The following is a 15,239-nucleotide window of genomic DNA, read 5'->3' as shown; positions in this document are numbered from 1 at the left end:
TCTTGCAAGAAAATTGCGAAACTCTTCAAAGAGTTTCTTTGGCGCGCCCCGAATTGATCCCTGAACAGCGACCGCTCACCGGTCTGCGGGCCCAACTTTCCTTGGAAGGAAAGTGCAAATCTCTTGCAAGAGATTTGGCGCGCCCAACGAACGGTGCGGGCCAAAAACACACAACCTCGCCCGTTCTCTGATGCCCTGAACACCGCCACGGGCACGCCGCCAACGCGTAGGGCTTAGTCGCAGACCAGCTCGATCAACGCGGGCCCGTCGCTGGCAAGCGCGGCTTGCAGCGCGCTGGTGTATTGCTCCAGCGTCTCGGCGCGGCTGGCGGGGACGCCGTGCCCCTTGGCCAGGGCCACGAAATCGAGGCTCGGCCCCTCAACATCGAACATCGCGCGGGCGTTCGCGCCATAGCTCTGCACGCCGACATTTTGCAGCTCGTCGCGCAGGATCTGGTAGCCGCGATTCGCAAAGACGATCACGGTGACGTCCAGCCCCTCGCGCGCCATCGTCCAGAGCGACTGGATCGTGTACATGGCCGAGCCGTCCCCCGTCAGCACCACCACCTTGCGGTCCGGGCAGGCCGTGGCCGCGCCAACGGCCCCCGGCAGGGACCAGCCGATGGCGCCGCCGGTGCCGCCCAGCATCTCATGCGGGCGCGCCTGCGTCAGCGGCGGCGCGAAGCGGAAGCCGGAGGTGATGGCCTCGTTGCAGACGATCGCGCCCTCGGGCAGCAGATGCGCCAGCGCCGCGCCCGCGGATTCCAGCGTTAAGGTGCCGCTGGGCAATGCGGGCAAGTCCAGCGGGTAGACGCGCGGCTGGGCCTTGGTGGCATTGGTGGCCTGCGCCAGCGCGTCCAGCGCAAAGGCGATGTCCATCTCGGGGCGGCAAAGCTCGGCGATCTCGCAATTGGCGGGCTCGGGCAGGCTGGGCTTGCCGGGATAGGCAAAGAAGGTGACCGGGCGCTGCGTGCCCAGCAGCGTAATTGAACGCGTGTTCACGAGCGCCTCGAGCTTGGGCTCCACCGGGTATGGCAGATGCGCGGCGGTGGCGGTGCCCGCCCCGCGCGAGGCCCGCGGGATCAACGTGTCGATCAAGAGCCGCGCGCCGGTGGCGGCGCAGATCTGCCCCGCCAGCTGGCGCAAACCGCCGAAAAGAGCCGCTCCGCCGATCATCAGCGCGGCACCGGGCAGGGTGAGCCTCTGGGCGGCGGCCTCGATGGCGCGGGTCTCGGGGCGGTGCAAGGCGGGGGGCTGCTCCGCCCCGGTCGGATCTCCCCGACCTGCGGGCGTCCTCGCCGCCTCCCAAGCGGTGTTTGCGGGCAGGGCCAGCGTGGCGATCTGGCCATTGAGCGACCGCGCCGCCCGGATCGCCGCCGCCCCGTCCCCCGCGACCGAGCCCGCATCCGGAGACCAACGATACCAATGGCTTATCGACTGGCTGACGCCCTGGATGTCGCCCTTCAGCGGGCTCTCATAGGCCAGGTGATGCGTGGCGTGGTCGCCCACGATGTTCACCAGCCCCGAGCCCGCCTTGCGCGCGTTATGCAGGTTGGCATAGGCGTTGCCGAAACCCGGCGCGAGGTGCAGCAAGGTGCCCGCCACGTCGCGCTTCATGCGGAAATAGCAATCCGCGCCGGCGCTGGTGCCGCCCTCGAAGAGGCAGAGCACGCAGTTCATCTCGGGGTACTGGTCCAGGGCGGCGCAGAAATGCATCTCGGACGTGCCGGGGTTGGCGAACACGGTGTCCACGCCCGAGGCCAGCATCGTTTGCACCAAGCTCTCCGCGCCGTTCATGGTTGATATCCTTGACAATCCCCAGCCGCTTCACCTTGTTCGAAATACGCAAGAGCGACAACCGCAAAGCAGGGGCAGCGCATGAAACTGGAGTTCCACCATATCAATTATGTGGCCGAGGACGTGGACCGGATGCACGACTTCTACACGCGCGTTTTGGGGCTGGATGATATGCCAGCGGAGCAGTTCCCGCGCACAGAAGAGACGGAAGATCAGGGGTTTAGCGGCAAGATCCGCTTTGCCACGGATGGCGGGATGCAAATGCATTTGGCGGAGCGGGACTTTCGCGTGGCCTTCAAGAACGGGCAGGTAATCAACCCGGTAGAGCGCGGCCATATCGCGTTCCGTACCGACGATCTGGCCGGGTTCTTGGGCGTTTTGGACGCCGAGGGGGTGCCCTATTCAGACTACGGCCATGCCTTCAGCGCCGAGTGGCACCAGGTGTTCTTTCAGGACCCCGAGGGCAATGTGATCGAGGTGCATCAGGCGAGAGGGTGAGATGGGGTGAAACCCCATCCTACGGATGTGTTAACGTACCGTGCGGTGCGGGCGGGCATTTATGCCCGCGACCCCGCCCATTGGCCTTGTTTTCCTGGCAAAAACGCTGTCGGCGAAGTGTCGGCAAAACGTCGGACTTCCGTCGGGCAGTGAGCGCCGATCCTGAAAGGCAATCGGTCCAGTGGACCGATTGAGGTGCAAACGGGCGGAGCCCTATCCCCGTCTAGTCCTTCTTGCAGAAATATAACGCGATGTAGGGCGGCATATTGTTGTGCGGCTGATTGCCACCCACTTGGTCGGTTAGAAGATTTCGCCCCGCTTGACCACCCTCCGCCTCAAAGTCAATTCTGTACTGTCGGTCGTCGGGCACATCGCCTCGAGTGCCATTGAGAGTGATGGTGTGCAGGACGCCAGAACTGCTCCACCCGACTTTGTGCACATGACTTGGCATTTGTTCGGGAGTCAGCTTCACACTTTCTTCTCCACCGCGATCACCTGGTTCGTATTTGTTTTCTCGAGCGCCCAAAATAAATCGCCCGTTGGCCTCTGAAAATTGACGCCATCCTTCCGGACAAACACGTGAGCCAAATTCTCCAGGCAAAAAGGCTGCTACCATACCGACTGGGATTTCCACATCAGTTCCATTCCTTCCATCTATGCCGGGCAGCCCTCTTGGACCTTGCGGACCCGCGGGCCCAGGCTCACCACGAACTCCAATCGGTCCGATTGGCCCTCTTTGACCGCGATAGCCGTCAATCTCAGCTTCCACTTGGGGGACGATGATATTCAACGCGATATCGGTTAACAGCGTCGCTACATTTTCGTCTAGTTGAGTAGGATCTCTTACGAATTCGTTCTCAATTCGCGCCTTCAGTTCATCCTTGATGATCGCGCTGATATTCACGCCAATTAACTCCAGAACTTCGGGGCTTTCGAACGCGTGATCAACCGCGGCGCTCGCTCTTTTGACTATGTCGGCCCTAATGGTGCGATCCGTCCACAACGCAACCTCTGTTTCACTAAGTCGTTCCTCTATTTCGGAATTGATTCCAGAAACTTTTTCGTTCGCTTCTTCAATAAACGAGGCAAGATCCGCTTCCGCCCGTGTTATTTTCGCGCTTATTGTGTCGTCGAACTCATTGATGCTGCTCCCAAAAAAATAAGCGATCAGTGCAGCTAAAGCGGCAAATAGTCCACCCGCCACAAATCCAGAGAGTCTAAGAAACCCTAGCGCATCTGAGCGAACCTTTGCTGTTTCGGCTTGGTAAAGTTCGTGGATCTTCTGAACTTCTTCCCCGGATAGTGGCAAATCAACACTTTCGCCCTCGTCAACCATCGAAAATCTCCAACTCAAATATTTGATGGCGATAACATAAAACCCCGCCGCAATCGACGGGGTTTTTCAATTTGACGGGGCGGCGGGACAAGTCCCGCCCTACAGATGGTTGGAGGTCCCGGGTCAAGCCCGGCACGGGGGTCGTTTTGACATGTAGGATGGGGTTAAACCCCATCCTACCACAGGATCAGCGGTTCATCCGGTTCGCGATCAGCTCGTCCACCACGGACGGGTCGGCGAGTGTCGAGGTGTCGCCCAGGGCGCCGTAGTCGTTCTCGGCGATCTTGCGCAGGATGCGGCGCATGATCTTGCCGGAGCGGGTTTTCGGCAGGCCTGGCGCCCATTGGATCAGGTCCGGCTTGGCGATGGGGCCGATCTCTTTGCGGACCCAGGTCGACAGCTCGGCGCGCAGCTCGTCGGTGTATTCCTCGCCCGCCATCAGCGTCACATAGGCGTAGATGCCCTGGCCCTTGATCTCGTGCGGGTAGCCCACAACGGCGGCCTCGGAGACCTTTTCATGCGCCACCAGCGCGCTCTCGACCTCTGCGGTGCCCATCCGGTGCCCGGAGACGTTGATCACGTCGTCCACGCGCCCGGTGATCCACCAGTCGCCGTCCTCGTCGCGTTTGCAGCCGTCGCCGGCGAAGTAATAGCCCTTATAGTCCGAGAAGTAGGTCTTCACGAAGCGCTCATGGTCGCCATAGACCGTGCGCATCTGCCCCGGCCAGCTGTCCTTGATGCAGAGCACGCCCTCGGTGGGGAAGCTGTCGATCTCGGCGCCCGACGTGGGCTCTAGCACCACCGGCTGCACCCCAAAGCAGGGCTTCATCGCCGAGCCGGGCTTGGTCGCGTGCGCGCCGGGCAGCGGGGTCATCATGTGCCCGCCGGTCTCGGTCTGCCACCAGGTGTCCACGATGGGGCAGCGCCCGCCGCCGACCACGTCGTTGTACCAGGTCCAGGCCTCGGGGTTGATCGGCTCGCCCACCGTGCCCAGCACCTTGATCGTCGATAGGTCATAGCCCGTCACAAAGTCGTCGCCCTGCGCCATCAGCGCGCGGATCGCCGTGGGGGCGGTGTAGAACTGGTTCACCTTGTGCTTCTGGCAGACCGCCCAGAACCGCCCCGCATCCGGGTAGGTCGGCACGCCCTCGAACATCAGCGTGGTGGCGCCATTCGCCAGCGGCCCATAGACGATGTAGCTGTGCCCCGTGACCCAGCCCACATCCGCGGTGCACCAGAAGATGTCCCCGTCATGGTAGTCGAACGTGTACTGGTGCGTCATCGACGCGTAGACCAGGTAGCCGCCGGTCGTGTGTACCACGCCCTTGGGCGCGCCGGTGGAGCCCGACGTATAGAGGATGAAGAGCGGGTCCTCGGCGGCCATCTCCTCGGGCGGGCACTCGGCGGAGGCCTCGGCCATCAGCGCCTCATAGGAATGGTCGCGCCCCGCCTTCATGCCCGGCCCGCCGCCGGTGCGGCCCACGACCAGCATCGGCACGTCGCCGCAGATATCCATCGCCTTGTCCGCGTTGGCCTTCAGCGGCGTGTTGCGCCCGCCGCGCGGCGCCTCGTCGGCGGTGACCACCAGCGAGGCCTTGCAGCCCGCGACCCGCGCCGCCAGGGCGTCGGGCGAGAAGCCGCCGAACACGATGGAATGCACCGCGCCGATCCGCGCGCAGGCCAGCATCGCGTAGGCCGCCTCGGGGATCATCGGCATATAGAGGATCACCCGGTCGCCCTTGCCCACGCCCAGGCCCTTGTAGACATTGGACAGCTTGCAGACCTGCGCGTGCAGCTCGTTATAGGTGATGTGCAGGCTGTCGGCGTTCGGGTCGTCCGCCTCCCAGATGATCGCCGTCTGATCGCCGCGGGTCGCCAGGTGCCGGTCGATGCAGTTCGCGGCGACGTTCAGCGTGCCGTCCTCGAACCATTTGATCGAGACATCCGGGTGCGCGAAGCTGGAGTTCTTCACCTTGGTGAAGGGCTTGATCCAGTCCACCCGCTGCCCGTGCTCGGCCCAGAAGGCATCCGGGTCGGCGACGGAGGCGGCGTACATCTCGTTATACTTGGCCTCGTCGGCATGGGCGTTGGCGGTGAAATCCGCTGAAGGAGCATAGGTTTCAGACATGTGTTCCGTCCCATTACTTCATGTTTTTTTGTGCGTATCCGTCTGCGGTGGGGCCGCGGGATTTTTCAAAAATCCCGACCAAAAATCCTTCGAGGATTTTTGCCCCCAGCCGCAGAATCGCGTTTAGATCGCCAGATACTCGGCGCGCAGCTCGGCGTTGTCGAGCACCTCTTTGGCGGTGCCGTCGAACACCACCGTGCCGGTGTCCAGGATCACCGAGCGGTCGGCCAGGTTCAGCGCGCGCACCGCGTTCTGCTCCACCAGCACCGTCGTGATGCCCTGCTCCTTGATGATGTTGAGCGTCTTCTCGATCTCGTCCACGATCACCGGGGCCAGGCCCTCATAGGGCTCGTCCAGCAGCAAAAGCTTGATGTCCCGGCAGAGCGCGCGGGCGATGGCCAGCATCTGCTGCTCGCCACCGGAAAGCGTCACGCCCTCCTGGGTGCGGCGCTCGCCCAGCCGCGGGAAGAGGTCGTAGACCCGGTCAAAGGACCAGCCCTTGGGCTCGGCGATCTGCGCCAGCTTGAGGTTCTCCTCCACCGTCAGGCCGGGGATGATGCGCCGGTCCTCTGGCACCAGCTGGATCCCCGCGATGGCCGCCTGGTGGCTGTTCATCTCGTGCACGTTCTGGTGGTCCAGGTGGATCTCGCCATGGGTCAGCTGCGGGTCATCCAGCCGCGCGATGGTGCGCAGGGTCGAGGTCTTGCCCGCGCCGTTGCGGCCCAGGAGCGCGAGGATCTCGCCCTCGTGGATGTTAAAGCTCACGCCTTGGACGATGTAGCTTTCGCCGTAATAGGCGTGGATGTCCCACACGTTGCAATAGGCCGGGGCGGTCGCCGCCTTGTTGGCATGCGCCGAGAAGTCCTTGGGCTCATGCGTGCTCAGCTGGTCTTCGGTCAGGGTCATCAGGTGCTCTCCCCAAGGTAGGCTTCGCGGACCTTCGGATGGCCCTTGATGTTGTCCGGCGTGTCCTCGACCAGCGGCGTGCCCTGGGCGAGCACGGTGATGCGCTGCGCCAGCGAGAAGACCACGTGCATGTCATGCTCGATGATCGCGATGGTGATGTCGCGCTTCTCGTGGATCTCCTTCAGCAGGTCGATCGTGTTGTTGGTGTCGGCCCGCGCCATGCCCGCGGTGGGCTCGTCGAGCAGCAACAGGCGCGGGTTCTGGCTGAGGCACATGGCGATCTCCAGCCGGCGCTTGTCGCCCCGGCTAAGCGAGCCCGCATGCACGTCCAGCTTGTCCTGCATGTTCAGCTCGGCCAGCATCGCCTCGGCGGCGTCGTTGGTCTCGCCATCCTTAGAGGTCATCTCCCAGGCGCGCATCTTGAACGCCCCGTCCCGCTTGGCCAGGACCGGGATCATCACGTTCTCCTTGACCGAGAGATCGGCGAAGATCTCTGGCGTTTGGAACACGCGGCTGATGCCCATCTGGTTGATCTCGTGCGGCTTGCGCCCCAGCACCGACTGCCCGTCGAACATCACCGAGCCCGTATCCGGCACCAGCTTGCCCACCAGCACGTTCAGCAGGGTCGACTTGCCCGCCCCGTTCGGCCCGATGATGGCGTGCACGGAGCGCTCCTTCACCGAGAGGTTCACGTCGCCGAGCGCCTGCAGACCGCCGAAGCGCTTGTTGACGCCTTTAACTTCGAGGATACCCATAGCTTCCTCTCCTTATTCCGCAGGTGTGGATTCGGGGCGATGGCTGCCGTCATCCGCCGGTTTCTTGCCGCGCCCCGTGACCCAGCGCCCGATGCGCTGCCCACCCTCGACCAGCCCGCCGGGCAGGAAGATCACCACGACCATGAACAGCAGGCCCAGCGTCAGGTGCCAGCCCTTGCCCACGAAGGGGTGAATGACCGCGACCAGGAAGTTCTCGATACCCTCGGGCATGAAGGCGAACCAGCCATGCAGCACGTTGTCGTTGATCTTCGAGAAGATCGCCTCGAGATACTTGATGAAGCCCGCGCCCAGGATCGGCCCGATTAGGGTGCCCATGCCGCCAAGGATCGTCATCAGAACCACCTCGCCCGAGGCCGTCCACTGCATCCGCTCGGCGCCCGCAAGCGGGTCCACCGCCGACAGAAGCCCACCGGCCAGGCCAGCATACATCCCCGAGATCACGAAGGCCGCCAGCGTGTAGGGCCGCGTGTTCAGGCCGGTATAGTTCATCCGCTGCTGGTTCGACTTCACCGCCCGCAGCATCATGCCGAAGGGCGAGCGGAAGATCCGCACCGAGACGTAAAAGCACAGCAGCATAACGACCGCGCACAGGTAATACCCGACCTGGAACTGGAACTCCCATCCGCCGATCTGCAGCTCGTAGATGCTGCGCAAGGAGAGCCCGAAGAGATGCGGGAAGTCCGGCGCGTTCCCGAATTGCAGCACCTGCGGGTCATCCGCATAGACCTGCAGCCCGGTCTCGCCATTGGTCAGGTTGAACTTCGGGTTCGACAGCACCGAGTAGGCCAGCGCGAAGGACATCTGCGCGAAAGCCAGCGTCAAGATCGAAAAGTAGATCCCCGTCCGGCGCAGGCAGAGCAGGCCGATGCCCACGGCGAAGACCCCGGACACGATCACGCTCAGCGCGATCCCGGGCACCACATTGTAGCCCAGGAGCTTGAACATCCACACGCAGCTATAAGAGCCCACGCCCAGGAAGGCCGCGTGACCGAACGAGAGGTAGCCCGTGAGGCCGAACAGGATGTTGAACCCGATCGCGAAGATGCCGAAGATCACGAATTTCTGCATCAGGTCCGGGTAGCCCGCGTTGAACTGCGCCATGCCGCTGTTCGACGGGAACGGGTTGAGGATGAAGGGCGCCAGCATCGTCAGGATCGCGACGATAATGACCAGCGAGGTGTCTCTGCGGTTAAGTCCCAGCATGTTCTTACTCCTCCATCACGCCTTTGCGCCCCATCAGGCCGCGCGGACGCAGCAGCAGGACAACAATGGCCACAAGGTAGATGATGACTTGGTTGATCCCGGGCAGCGTGGTGGTGGCCCAGGTGGTGGAGGCAAAGCTCTCGAGGATGCCCAGCAGGAAGCCCGCCAGCACCGCCCCCGGCAGGCTGCCCATGCCGCCCACAACAACCACCACGAAGCTGAGCACCAGAAAGTCCATGCCCATGTGGTAATTCGGCGGGTTGATCGGCCCGTACATCACCCCCGCAAGCCCCGCCACCGCGGCGGCGACCCCGAACATGATCGTAAAGCGCCGGTCGATATTGATGCCCAGCATCTGCACCGTCTCGCGGTCGGCCATGCCAGCCCGCACGACCATGCCGAAAGTGGTGAACTGCAGGAAGGCAAACACGCCGCAGATGATGATCAGCGAGAACAGGAAGTAGGTGATCCGCCAGATCGGATAGGGCAGGTCCAGCCCCACCGCGGCGCCCACGTTCAGCACGCCCATCATCGCATCAGGCGGCGGCGTCTGGATCGGGTTGGCGCCGAAATTGGCCTTGATGATCTCCTGCAAGACGATCGCCAGGCCAAAGGTCACGAGGATCTGATCCGCGTGCGGGCGCTTGTAGAAATGCTTGATCAGCCCGCGCTCCATCACGAAGCCGATCAGCACCATCACCGGGATGGTGACCAGGATCGCCAGCGGGACCGCCCAATCTATGATCGACGTCCCCAGCGCCTTGCCGAATATGCCCTCGACATAGGGCACCTCGACCTTGAGCGGGTTGCCCAGGAAGTCCTTCTGGGTCTCGTCGATGACGATGTAGCTCAGCGAGAGCAGCTTTTGCACCGAGACCGCGCAGAAGGCGCCGATCATGAACAGCGCGCCATGCGCGAAGTTCACCACGCCAAGCGTGCCGAAGATAAGCGTCAGCCCCAGGGCGATCAGCGCATAGGCCGAGCCCTTGTCGAGGCCGTTTAGGATTTGCAGGATAAAGGCGTCCATTGTCCCCACCTTGGATGGCTGGAAGAGGTTCCCCCCGGCCTGTGCCGGAGGAAACATTTACTTTGGAGAAGCGCGGGCGTTGCCCCGCGCCGCGTGCGATTGAGCTTAAGCGCCGGGGTTGCAAGCACCCAGGCTGGCTTCGTCGCCGCCGAACATCGGGTGGTTCGGCGCGTAGGTGACGTTCTCCACCGGGGTGATCTCGACGATCTCCAGCGTGTCATAGGCGTTGGTCGGGTTCTGCGCGCCGCGCACAACCAGAACGTCCTTGAAGCACTGGTGATCGGCACCGCGATACAGCGTCTTGCCGTTGCCCAGACCGTCGAACTCGAAGTCCTCGAGCGCCTCGGCCACCCCACAGGGGTTGAACGTGCCCGCACGCTCGCAGGCGTCCGCGTAGAGCAGAACCTGCGCGTAGCAGGTCTGCGCCGAGTTCGAAGGCGGCTTGCCGTACTTCTCGCCGAACGACTTGACGAACTGCTGCGAGCCCTCGTTGTTGAGCTGCCAGTTGTAGTTCATCGAACCCAGCACGCCCTTGATGTTCTCGCCCGCACCAGCGGCCATCAGCTCGGAGTAGAGCGGCACGACGATCTTGAAGTCCTTGCCGTTCACCTGCTTGTTGAGCAGGTCGAACTGGATCGCGTTGGACAGCGAGTTCACCATGTTGCCGCCGTAGTGGTTCAGCACCAGCACGTCCGCTCCCGAGTTCAGAACCGGGGTGATGTAGGACGAGAAGTCGGTCGATGCCAGCGGCGTCTTGACCGTGTTGACGGTCTCCCAGCCCATGGCCTCGGTGGAGGCCACGATCGATTCCTCCTGGGTCCAGCCCCAGTTGTAATCGGCGGTCAGGTGGTAGGCGCGGCGCTCGTTGCCCATCTCGTTGGCCAGCACCGGCGCCAGAGCGGCACCCGACATGTAGGCGTTAAAGAAGTGGCGGAAGCCGTTGGCCTTGCGGTCCTTACCGGTGGTGTCGTTGGCGTGGGTCAGGCCGGCCATAAAGATGATGCCCGCCTCTTGGCAGAGGCCCTGAACCGCAACGGCCACGCCCGAGGACGAGCCGCCATTGATCATGATCGCGCCGTCTTTTTCGATCATCGACTTGGCCGATGCCCGCGCGGCGTCCGACTTGGTCTGGGTGTCGCCGGTCACGTATTCGACCTTCTTGCCCAGGATGCCGTTGCCCTTGAGTGCCTTCGAGGTGAAGGTGTTCAGGCAGCCGCCATCGCCCTCGCCGTTAATGTGCTCGACCGCCAGCTGCTGCGCCAGCAGCTCGTCAGCGCCTTCGTCCGCGTAGGGACCGGTTTGCGGCACGTTAAATCCGAGCGTCACCGAGCTGCCCGTGGGCGCGTTGGTGTAGCCCGCGTGGCTTGCCGCGGTCAGAATAGTTGGCATCGCAAGGCCCGTACCGGCGGCTGCACCGGTCTTGAGCACACCACGACGTGTGAGATGAAGTCTGGACATATAAATCCTCCCATTGAGTACTGTCCTGCGGCCCGCGCTTCTCCTCAAGCCACGCACCGCACACCTTTTCAGGGTGCCATAATAATGAGCAGGGATTGAAAACTACGCAACAAGAGCCTCATACGAAAGAAAAATTCTGTAAATTAATATACATTGACGATCTGGATTTTGTAAAAACTTTAACTTACCTTAGGGAAAATGCTGCGTTTCAAGGAGGCTAGTCATGGCGACGCAGGTTCTCACCGGCTCCCGCATCCGCGAGCGCAGGTTAATCGCGGGTATGAAGCAGGCCGGACTCGCCCGTCAAGTCGGCATCTCCGCGGCCTATCTCAACCTCATCGAGCACAACCGCCGGAGAATCGGCGGCAAGCTTCTGTCCGACATCGCAACCGCCCTGGAGGTCGACCCCAACACCCTGGCCGAGGGCGCCGGCGCGACCGCCCTGCTGGCGCTGCGCGACGCCGCCGCGGACCACGCGGGTGCCGGCGCCGAGGTGGACCGCGCAGAAGAGCTGGCCGGGCGCTTCCCCGGCTGGGCCGCGGTCCTGGCCGCGCAGCAGCAACGCATCGGCGACCTGGAACGGGTGGTGGCGGGTCTGTCCGACCGCCTGACCCACGACCCGCAGCTGGCCGACGCCCTGCACGAGCTGCTGTCCACCGCCACCGCGATCGGCTCGGCCGCCTCGATCCTGGTGGACACCGCAGAGATCGAGCCGGAATGGCGCGACCGGTTCCACCGCAACATCCACGAGGACAGCCAGCGGCTGACCGCCTCCAGCCAGGAGCTGGTGACCTATCTAGAGCAAAGCGACGCCCCCGAGGGCGGGCCGGACACGCCGCAGGACGAGCTGGAGGCCTGGCTGAAGGCCCAGGGCCACCACATCGAAGCGCTGGAGCGCGCGCTTGGCCCCTCCGACGAGCTGCTCTTTGCCACGGCGCCGGGGATCGCCAGCCCGCAGGCCCGCAGCCTGGCCAAGGCCATGTTCGCGCGCTACCGCGCCGACGCCGCCCGCATGCCGCTGGCCGCGTTCCAAGACAGCGCAAAAGAGACGGGCATGGACGTGGCCCGGCTTGCCGCGGCCTTCGACGTGGATCTGGCCAGCGCCATGCGCCGCGTGGCGATGCTGCCGACGCCTGAGGGCGCGGGCAGCATCGGGCTTGTGGTCTGCGACGCCTCGGGCACCCTGACATTCCGCAAGCCGGTTGACGGCTTCCCGCTGCCCCGCTTCGGGGCCGCCTGCCCGCTCTGGCCGCTCTACCAGGCCCTGTCGCGGCCCATGACCCCGGTGCGCGCGGTGGTCGAGACCGCGGGGCGCGATCAGATGCGGTTCTTGACCTACGCCGTCGCCCAGCCCATGACCCCGGCCGATTTCGACGCCCCCATGGTCTATGAGGCCACCATGCTGATCCTGCCGCCGGACCGCGCGCGGCCGCCGGACGCCGCCCCGCAGCCGGTGGGCATGAGCTGCCGCATCTGCCCCCGCGACGGCTGCGCCGCGCGGCGAGAGCCGTCCATCCTGGGCGCGGCGGCCCCCGTCTAAGGCCTGTCTAAGGCCCCGCCAGTCCAGGCCCGCCCCGGCCCCGCGCCTATCGCCGCGCCGCCACCCCCACCAGGCGCCGCCCCATCCACTGCGTCACGAACACCGCGCAGCTGATGCGGATCAGGTGATGCACCGAGACCACCACCGGCGAGGTGTTTAGGCTGAGGGCGATCAGGCTCATCTCGGTCACCCCGCCGGGTGCGAAGCTCAGAAACATCGTCACCGGGCTGGCCGGCAGCCACGGCGCCAGCGCCAGCGCAAAGCCCAGCCCCACCACCAGCATATAGGCCACCGCCACGACCCCCACGCCCAGCCCGCGCAGCAGCACCCGTGCCGTCAGCCCCGAGAACTGCGCCCCCAGCGACACCCCGACCACCAGCTGCGCCGCGTGCAGCATCCAGGGCGGCGCGCTGACATCGACCACCCCCAGCGCGTGCAGCGCCGCACTTAGGATCAAGGGGCCCATCAGGTGCCCCGCGGGCAGCCGCGTGAGCCTGCCCAGGGCCAGCCCGACGGGCGCGAGCCCGATCACCCAGGCCACGTCGCGCCAGCCATAGCTGGCCGAGCCAAAGCCCTGCCCCGACGCGCTGCCCACCACCGCCCCGGTGTACAGCCAGAACAGCAGCGGCACCGTGAACACCACCAGGATGATCCGGATGAAATGCTGCACCGAGATCAGCCGCCCGTCCGCGCCGGCCTGCTCGCCCAGGATCGCGGCCTCCACAAGGCCGCCCGGCATCGAGGCATAAAGCGCGTCGACCGGTCTATACCCGCCCAGGCCGCGCATGATCCAATAGCCGCCCACCTGCGACACCGCGATAAAGCCGATCACCGCCAGCGCCGACGGCCAGAACCCGGGCATCACCGCCAGAAGCTCGGGCGAGAAGCTGGCCCCGATCATGATCCCAATGAGCGAGACAAACGCCTCGCGCAGCGGCTTGGGCATGCGCCGGTCCTGCGCGCCGTGGCGCGCCTCCAGCACCATCACCCCGGCGCCCGCGCCCGCGATCGCGCCCAGCATGAACGGCATCGGCAGCCCGGCCAAATAGGCCAGCAGCCCGCCCAACGCGCCCAGCCCAAACAGCGGCCAGAGTTTCGCCAAACCTTGCAAGCCCGTGATACCCCGCCGCGCCATTGCCCAATTCCGCCGATCTGCATCTAGCATCTCGCCAGTCTCGTGCTACACGTGTAGGTTATTGGCAATCGCAAAGACAATGGCGGCCGCGCCTGGCGCAGCGCTCAATTAGGAAAGACACATGGCTGGAACTGTAATTGAATCCGATCTCACCGTGGACGGGAACATCTCGTCGCCCGAGGGCGCGATCAGCGTGAAGGGCAAGGTCACCGGCGACATCACCGCCAAGGCGGTGGACGTGGCCGGGGGCGGCCAGGTCAACGGCGCGGTGAACGCCGATACGGTCAGCATCCAGGGCTCGCAATCCGGCAGCGTCAGCTGCGGCGAGCTTTCGCTTGGCGCGACCTCGAAGGTCAACAGCCAGGTGACCGCCAAGACCATGACCTCTGAGAAGGGCGCCAAGCTTGTCGGAGAGGTTAAGATCACCGGCGGCTAGGACGCTTTGGCCGCCGCGGCGGCGGCCGGTTTCATCGGACCGATGACATCCCGCAGCCCAGCGCGCCTCTGAACGCTCCCTCTCCGGATGCCCCCAGCCGCCCGAACCGGGCGGCCCTGGGCGTGCTGTGCATGGCCGGCGGCATGTTCATCTTCTCGGCGGTGGACACCCAGGCCAAGTTCCTCACCGACACGCTGCACCCGTTCCAGATCGTCTGGTTCCGCCAGCTCGGGCTGGTCCTGGGGCTGGTGTTCATGCTGAGCTACCACGGCGCCTCGATCCTGCGCACCGCGGCCCCTGGCCTGCAGGTGCTGCGCGGCGCGGTGGCGGCGGGCTCGGCCACGCTGTTCATCTTCGCGGTCAGCTACGTGCCGCTGGCGGACGCGGTGGCGGTCACCTTTGTGGCCCCCTTCATGGTGACGCTGATGGGCGCGCTGATCCTGCGCGAGCCGGTCGGGATGCGGCGCTGGACGGCGGTGATCATCGGCTTCCTGGCGACGCTGATCATCATCCGCCCCGGCACCGGCGCCATCCACCCGGCCGCCTTCCTGGTGATCCTCGCCGCGGCGCTCTTCGCCGTGCGCCAGATCGTCAGCCGGGCGCTGGCGGGCAGCGACAACACCATGACCACCGTGGCCTATACCGCGCTGGTCAGCGTGGCGCTCTTATCCGTGCCCCTGCCCTTCGTCTGGCAATGGCCCACCGAGGGCTGGCAGATCGCCCTGCTGATCAGCATGGCGCTTATGGCCGCCCTGGCCGAGACCCTGGTGATCAAAGCGCTGGAGCTGGCGCAGGCCGTGGTCGTGGCGCCGCTGCACTACACGATCCTGATCTGGAGCACCTTCTACGGCTGGCTCATCTTTGGGGACCTGCCCGATCTCTGGACCTGGGTCGGCGCGGCGATCATCACCGCGACGGGCATCTATACGCTCAATCGCGAGCGCCTGGCGGCGCGGAAGCCACCTCAGACCTAAAGCGTTTCGCTGTACAAGCTGATGCT

Annotated in this window: 13 protein-coding genes; 4 read left to right on the top strand and 9 right to left on the bottom strand. The window is 64.6% G+C overall.

The window, feature by feature from the left end; genetic code table 11:
- Positions 1-233 precede the first annotated feature (233 nt).
- Positions 234-1,796 (bottom strand): acetolactate synthase large subunit, encoded by a 1,563-nt coding sequence (locus AIOL_RS08030; RefSeq protein WP_049642509.1) that lies wholly within the window; start codon positions 1,794-1,796, stop codon positions 234-236.
- Between the two features lie 81 nt (positions 1,797-1,877).
- On the opposite strand from AIOL_RS08030, the gene AIOL_RS08025 reads away from it, so the two are divergent.
- Positions 1,878-2,294 (top strand): VOC family protein, encoded by a 417-nt coding sequence (locus tag AIOL_RS08025; RefSeq protein WP_049642508.1) that lies wholly within the window; start codon positions 1,878-1,880, stop codon positions 2,292-2,294.
- Positions 2,295-2,517: 223 nt separating this feature from the next.
- On the opposite strand, the gene AIOL_RS24930 is transcribed toward AIOL_RS08025, so the two are convergent.
- The 7 genes from AIOL_RS24930 to AIOL_RS07990 all read right to left on the bottom strand — a co-directional run bounded on the left by AIOL_RS24930 (position 2,518) and on the right by AIOL_RS07990 (position 11,128).
- Entirely contained in the window at positions 2,518-3,630 is a 1,113-nt protein-coding gene (locus AIOL_RS24930; RefSeq protein ID WP_152912426.1) for a hypothetical protein, read from the bottom strand.
- 187 nt (positions 3,631-3,817) lie between these two features.
- Positions 3,818-5,758, bottom strand: a complete 1,941-nt coding sequence (acs, locus tag AIOL_RS08015; RefSeq protein WP_049642506.1) for an acetate--CoA ligase — start codon at positions 5,756-5,758, stop codon at positions 3,818-3,820.
- Positions 5,759-5,881: 123 nt separating this feature from the next.
- Positions 5,882-6,664 carry an ABC transporter ATP-binding protein gene (locus AIOL_RS08010; RefSeq protein ID WP_049642505.1) on the bottom strand — a complete coding sequence of 261 codons (783 nt, stop codon included), beginning with the start codon at positions 6,662-6,664 and terminating at the stop codon, positions 5,882-5,884.
- Positions 6,664-7,419, bottom strand: coding sequence for an ABC transporter ATP-binding protein (locus AIOL_RS08005; protein WP_049642504.1), 756 nt, complete (start codon positions 7,417-7,419; stop codon positions 6,664-6,666). Before AIOL_RS08005 ends, AIOL_RS08010 begins: the two co-directional genes overlap by 1 nt.
- A gap of 12 nt (positions 7,420-7,431) precedes the next feature.
- The gene (locus tag AIOL_RS08000; protein ID WP_049642503.1) at positions 7,432-8,643 is read right to left on the bottom strand and encodes a branched-chain amino acid ABC transporter permease; all 1,212 of its coding nucleotides are present in this window, start codon (positions 8,641-8,643) and stop codon (positions 7,432-7,434) included.
- A 4-nt stretch (positions 8,644-8,647) separates the two neighbouring features.
- Positions 8,648-9,670 carry a branched-chain amino acid ABC transporter permease gene (locus AIOL_RS07995; protein ID WP_049642502.1) on the bottom strand — a complete coding sequence of 341 codons (1,023 nt, stop codon included), beginning with the start codon at positions 9,668-9,670 and terminating at the stop codon, positions 8,648-8,650.
- A 105-nt stretch (positions 9,671-9,775) separates the two neighbouring features.
- Positions 9,776-11,128: a substrate-binding protein gene (locus tag AIOL_RS07990; RefSeq protein ID WP_049642501.1), complete on the bottom strand. Its 1,353-nt coding sequence runs from the start codon at positions 11,126-11,128 to the stop codon at positions 9,776-9,778.
- A gap of 223 nt (positions 11,129-11,351) precedes the next feature.
- On the opposite strand from AIOL_RS07990, the gene AIOL_RS07985 reads away from it, so the two are divergent.
- The gene (locus AIOL_RS07985; protein ID WP_049642500.1) at positions 11,352-12,668 is read left to right on the top strand and encodes a helix-turn-helix transcriptional regulator; all 1,317 of its coding nucleotides are present in this window, start codon (positions 11,352-11,354) and stop codon (positions 12,666-12,668) included.
- Positions 12,669-12,714: 46 nt separating this feature from the next.
- Here the strand turns inward: AIOL_RS07985 and AIOL_RS07980 are convergent, their stop codons facing one another.
- Entirely contained in the window at positions 12,715-13,770 is a 1,056-nt protein-coding gene (locus tag AIOL_RS07980) for an AbrB family transcriptional regulator (protein WP_160314426.1), read from the bottom strand.
- Between the two features lie 154 nt (positions 13,771-13,924).
- Between AIOL_RS07980 and AIOL_RS07975 the strand changes: the two genes are divergently transcribed.
- Both AIOL_RS07975 and AIOL_RS07970 read left to right on the top strand, forming a co-directional pair.
- Positions 13,925-14,239 (top strand): bactofilin family protein, encoded by a 315-nt coding sequence (locus AIOL_RS07975; RefSeq protein ID WP_049642498.1) that lies wholly within the window; start codon positions 13,925-13,927, stop codon positions 14,237-14,239.
- A gap of 122 nt (positions 14,240-14,361) precedes the next feature.
- Positions 14,362-15,213, top strand: a complete 852-nt coding sequence (locus tag AIOL_RS07970) for a DMT family transporter (RefSeq protein ID WP_268760187.1) — start codon at positions 14,362-14,364, stop codon at positions 15,211-15,213.
- Positions 15,214-15,239: the final 26 nt, after the last annotated feature.

Source organism: Candidatus Rhodobacter oscarellae, from assembly GCF_001078595.1.
Taxonomy (GTDB): Bacteria; Pseudomonadota; Alphaproteobacteria; order Rhodobacterales; family Rhodobacteraceae; genus Rhodobacter_B; species Rhodobacter_B oscarellae.
The sequence above is the reverse complement of the archived record's forward strand: the minus strand, read 5'-3'. Positions and strand labels throughout refer to the sequence as shown.